General features: G+C 68.3%; 4 protein-coding genes. All 4 read right to left on the reverse strand.

Features of this window, described 5'->3' with window-relative positions; all coding sequences use genetic code 11:
• Positions 1 to 7 precede the first annotated feature (7 nt).
• A complete protein-coding gene (gene accD / locus ASE88_RS12590) occupies positions 8 to 859 on the reverse strand; it encodes an acetyl-CoA carboxylase, carboxyltransferase subunit beta (protein ID WP_055872612.1) in 852 nt (283 codons plus the stop codon).
• Entirely contained in the window at positions 856 to 1,668 is an 813-nt protein-coding gene (gene trpA / locus ASE88_RS12595; protein WP_056478324.1) for a tryptophan synthase subunit alpha, read from the reverse strand. Before trpA ends, accD begins: the two co-directional genes overlap by 4 nt.
• Positions 1,665 to 2,903 (reverse strand): tryptophan synthase subunit beta, encoded by a 1,239-nt coding sequence (gene trpB / locus ASE88_RS12600; protein WP_056478325.1) that lies wholly within the window; start codon positions 2,901 to 2,903, stop codon positions 1,665 to 1,667. Before trpB ends, trpA begins: the two co-directional genes overlap by 4 nt.
• A 162-nt stretch (positions 2,904 to 3,065) precedes the next feature.
• A partial coding sequence (locus ASE88_RS12605; protein ID WP_082466527.1) for a phosphoribosylanthranilate isomerase occupies positions 3,066 to 3,670 on the reverse strand: 605 nt, incomplete at its 5' end.

A 3,670-nucleotide genomic window follows, 5' to 3' on the forward strand; every position in this document is an offset into this window, starting at 1 on the left:
GAGTAGGTTACGCCGCTTCGCGTGCGCTCAGATAGCCGATGACGGTGCCGAGCTGCTCGCGCAGGTCCTTCCGGTGGACGACCATGTCGATCATCCCGTGCTCGAGATAATATTCCGACGTCTGGAAATCCTCGGGCAGCTTCTCGCGGATCGTGCTCTCGATCACGCGGCGGCCGGTGAAGGCGAGCGTCGCCTTGGGCTCGGCGATCTGCACGTCGCCGAGCATCGCATAGGCCGCCATCACGCCGCCCGAGGTCGGATCAGTCAGCACGACGATGTAGGGCAGACCCGCATCGTGGAGCATCTGGATCGCCACCGTGCTGCGCGGCATCTGCATCAGGCTGAGAATGCCCTCCTGCATGCGCGCGCCGCCGCTCGCGGTGAAGATCACGTAGGGCACGCGGTCCTCGATCGCCGCCTCGACGCCGCGCACGAACGCTTCGCCGACCGCGAGCCCCATCGAGCCGCCCATGAAGCCGAAATCCTGCACGCCGACGACGACGCGGTGGCCGTCGATCGCGCCGCGGGCGTTGACCAGCGCATCCTGCTCGCTGTTGTCGGTCCGCGCCGCCTTGAGGCGATCGGTGTAGCGCTTCTGGTCGCGGAACTTGAGCGGATCCTCGGGGACCTTTGGTGCCGGGAGTTCGCTGCAGCTACCCTCGTCGAACAGCTGCGCGAACCGGACCTTCGGCCCGATGCGGTCGTGATGATCGCATTTCGGGCAGACGTAGAGATTGTCCTCGAGCTCCTTGGTGAAGACCATCTGCCCGCAGCCCTTGCACTTGTGCCAGAGATTCTCGGGCGTCTCGCGCTTCGCGACGAAGGGCAGAACGTTGCGGACGCTGTTGAGCCAGCTCATGCGGGAACCTTTCTTGCGGATGCGACGGCATCGGCGAGAGATTTGATATAGGCGCGGACGGGCTCGGCGGCAGCGGTGCCGTGCTGCGCGACGAGCTCGACGATCGCCGAGCCGACCACGACGCCGTCGGCGACGCGTGCGACGTTGGCGGCCTGTTCGGGCGTGCGGATGCCGAAGCCGACCGCGACCGGGATATCGGTCTGCGCCTTAAGCCGCGCGACGGCGTCCTCGATCGAACCCTGCTGCGCCTGTTGCAGCCCGGTGATCCCGGCGACCGAGACGTAATAGAGGAATCCGCTCGCCCCATCGAGCACGGTCGGTAGGCGCGCCGCGTCGGTCGTCGGCGTGGCGAGGCGGATCAGGTCGATCTCCGCGGCGCGCAATTGCGGTCCGAGCGCATCGTCCTCTTCGGGCGGTACGTCGACGCAGATCACGCCGTCGACGCCAGCCTTGGCCGCGGCTTCCGCGAACCAGTCCGCGCCGCGCCGGAGCATCGGGTTGCCGTATCCCATCAGCACCAGCGGCACGTCGGGGTGGCGCGCACGAAATGCGGTGGCGATCGCGAGGATGTCCGCGGTGCGCGTGCCTTGCGCGAGGCTGCGGATGTTCGCCGCCTGGATCGCAGGGCCGTCGGCCATCGGATCGGTGAACGGCATGCCGAGCTCGATCGCATCCGCCCCGCCCGCCACGAGCGCGTCGAGGATCGGACCGGTGGCGTCGGTGGTCGGATCCCCCGCGGTCACGAACGCGACGAGCGCGGCGCGGCCTTGCGCGGCGGTGCGGGCGAAGGTGGCGGCGAGGCGGCTCAAATCGCCACCCCGAGCGCTTCGGCGACGGTGAAGATGTCCTTGTCGCCGCGTCCGCACAGGTTCGCCAGGATGATCTGGTCCTGCCGCATCTCGCGCGCCTTCTTCGTTACCGTCGCGATGGCATGCGATGGTTCGAGCGCGGGGATGATGCCCTCGGTCCGGCACAGCAGCTGGAACGCGTCGAGCGCCTCGGTGTCGGTCGCGCTGTCATACTGCACGCGGCCGATGTCGCGCAGCCAGGCATGCTCGGGGCCGATGCCCGGATAGTCGAGCCCGGCCGAGATCGAGTGCGCCTCGGTGATCTGGCCGTCCTCGTCCTGCAACAGATAGGTCTTGTTACCGTGGAGCACGCCGGGGAAACCGCCCGCTAGGCTGGCGGCATGCTGCTTGTCGAGCCCGTGGCCCGCCGCCTCGACGCCGAGCATCTGCACGTCGGCGTCGTCGAGAAACGGATGGAACAGACCGATCGCGTTCGATCCGCCGCCGATCGCGGCGACCAGCATGTCGGGCAGGCGACCGGTCCGCGCGAGCATCTGCGCGCGCGCCTCGGTGCCGATCACGCTCTGAAAATCGCGGACCATCTCGGGATAGGGGTGGGGCCCCGCGGCGGTGCCGATGATGTAGAAAGTGTCGTGGACGTTGGCGACCCAGTCGCGCATGCCCTCGTTCATCGCATCCTTCAGCGTGTGCGCGCCGCTGGTGACGGGGCGGACTTCGGCGCCGAGCAGCTTCATGCGGAACACGTTGGGCGCCTGACGCTCGACGTCCTTGGCGCCCATGTAGATCACGCACGGCAGGCCGAAGCGCGCGCAGACGGTGGCGGTGGCGACGCCGTGCTGGCCGGCGCCGGTCTCGGCGATGATCCGCGTCTTGCCCATCCGGATCGCGAGCAGGATCTGGCCGATGCAGTTGTTGATCTTGTGCGCGCCGGTGTGGTTCAGCTCGTCGCGCTTGAACCAGACCTGTGCGCCCATGCCCTTGGGAGCGGACTCGCGCAGGGCCTCGGTGAGGCGTTCGGCGTAATAAAGCGGGCTGGGGCGGCCGACATAATGTTCGAGCAAATCGTCGAACTGCGCCTTGAACGCAGGATCGGCCTTGGCGGCGCGATAGGCCTCGTCGAGTTCGAGAACGAGCGGCATCAGCGTCTCGGCGACATAGCGGCCGCCGAAGTCGCCGAAATGGCCGCGCTCGTCGGGCTGGGCGCGGTAGGAATTGGGGGCGAGGGGAGCGTTCATGACTGGGCGTTTAGCACTTCCGAAATCGCTGTCACCCCTTCGGTTTCCGATACCTACCCCCTCCGGCGAAGGCTGGGGCCCAAGTGGGAAGGTTTTGGTGACGGAGGGAAGGGGCAGTCATGGCCGTCTCCCACTTGGGCCCCGGCCTTCGCCGGGGTGGTGCTAGCGCGCGGCGACCGCGTTCAGGAACGCCGCGATCTTTGTCTCATCCTTCGTGCCGGGTGCGCTCTCTACGCCCGAGGACACGTCGACCAACGCCGCGCCGGTGCGCCTTACCGCCTCCGCGACGTTCGCCGGATCGAGCCCCCCCGACAGCGCCCAGGGGAGGGGGTGCCGGAACCCGTCGAGCAGATCCCAGTCGAACCGCAGCCCCATGCCGCCGGGCAGTGCGGCCGAATCGGGCGTCTTCGCGTCGTAGAGAATGCGGTCGGCGATCCCGGCGAAGCCGTGCGCGGCGTCGAGGTCGGCGCGCGTGCGGATCGCGACCGCCACCCAGATCTCGATCCCGAACTTCGCGCGGATCGCGGCTACGCGCGCGGGCGTCACCTTGTGAAGTTGCAGGATGTCGAGCGTCGCTGATGCGACCGCCTGTTCGAGCATCTCGTCCTCCGGATCGACGAACACGCCAACCTTGGCGACGTGACCCGGCACGCGCGCGGCGAGTTCGGCGGCCTTGGCGAACGTCACGTGGCGCGGCGACGCGGGGAAGAACACGAAGCCGACATGGCTGGCGCCGTGCTTGATCGCGGCGTCGAGCGTCGCGGGGG

This window comes from Sphingomonas sp. Leaf38, assembly GCF_001421825.1.
In the GTDB taxonomy this organism is placed as follows: domain Bacteria; phylum Pseudomonadota; class Alphaproteobacteria; order Sphingomonadales; family Sphingomonadaceae; genus Sphingomonas.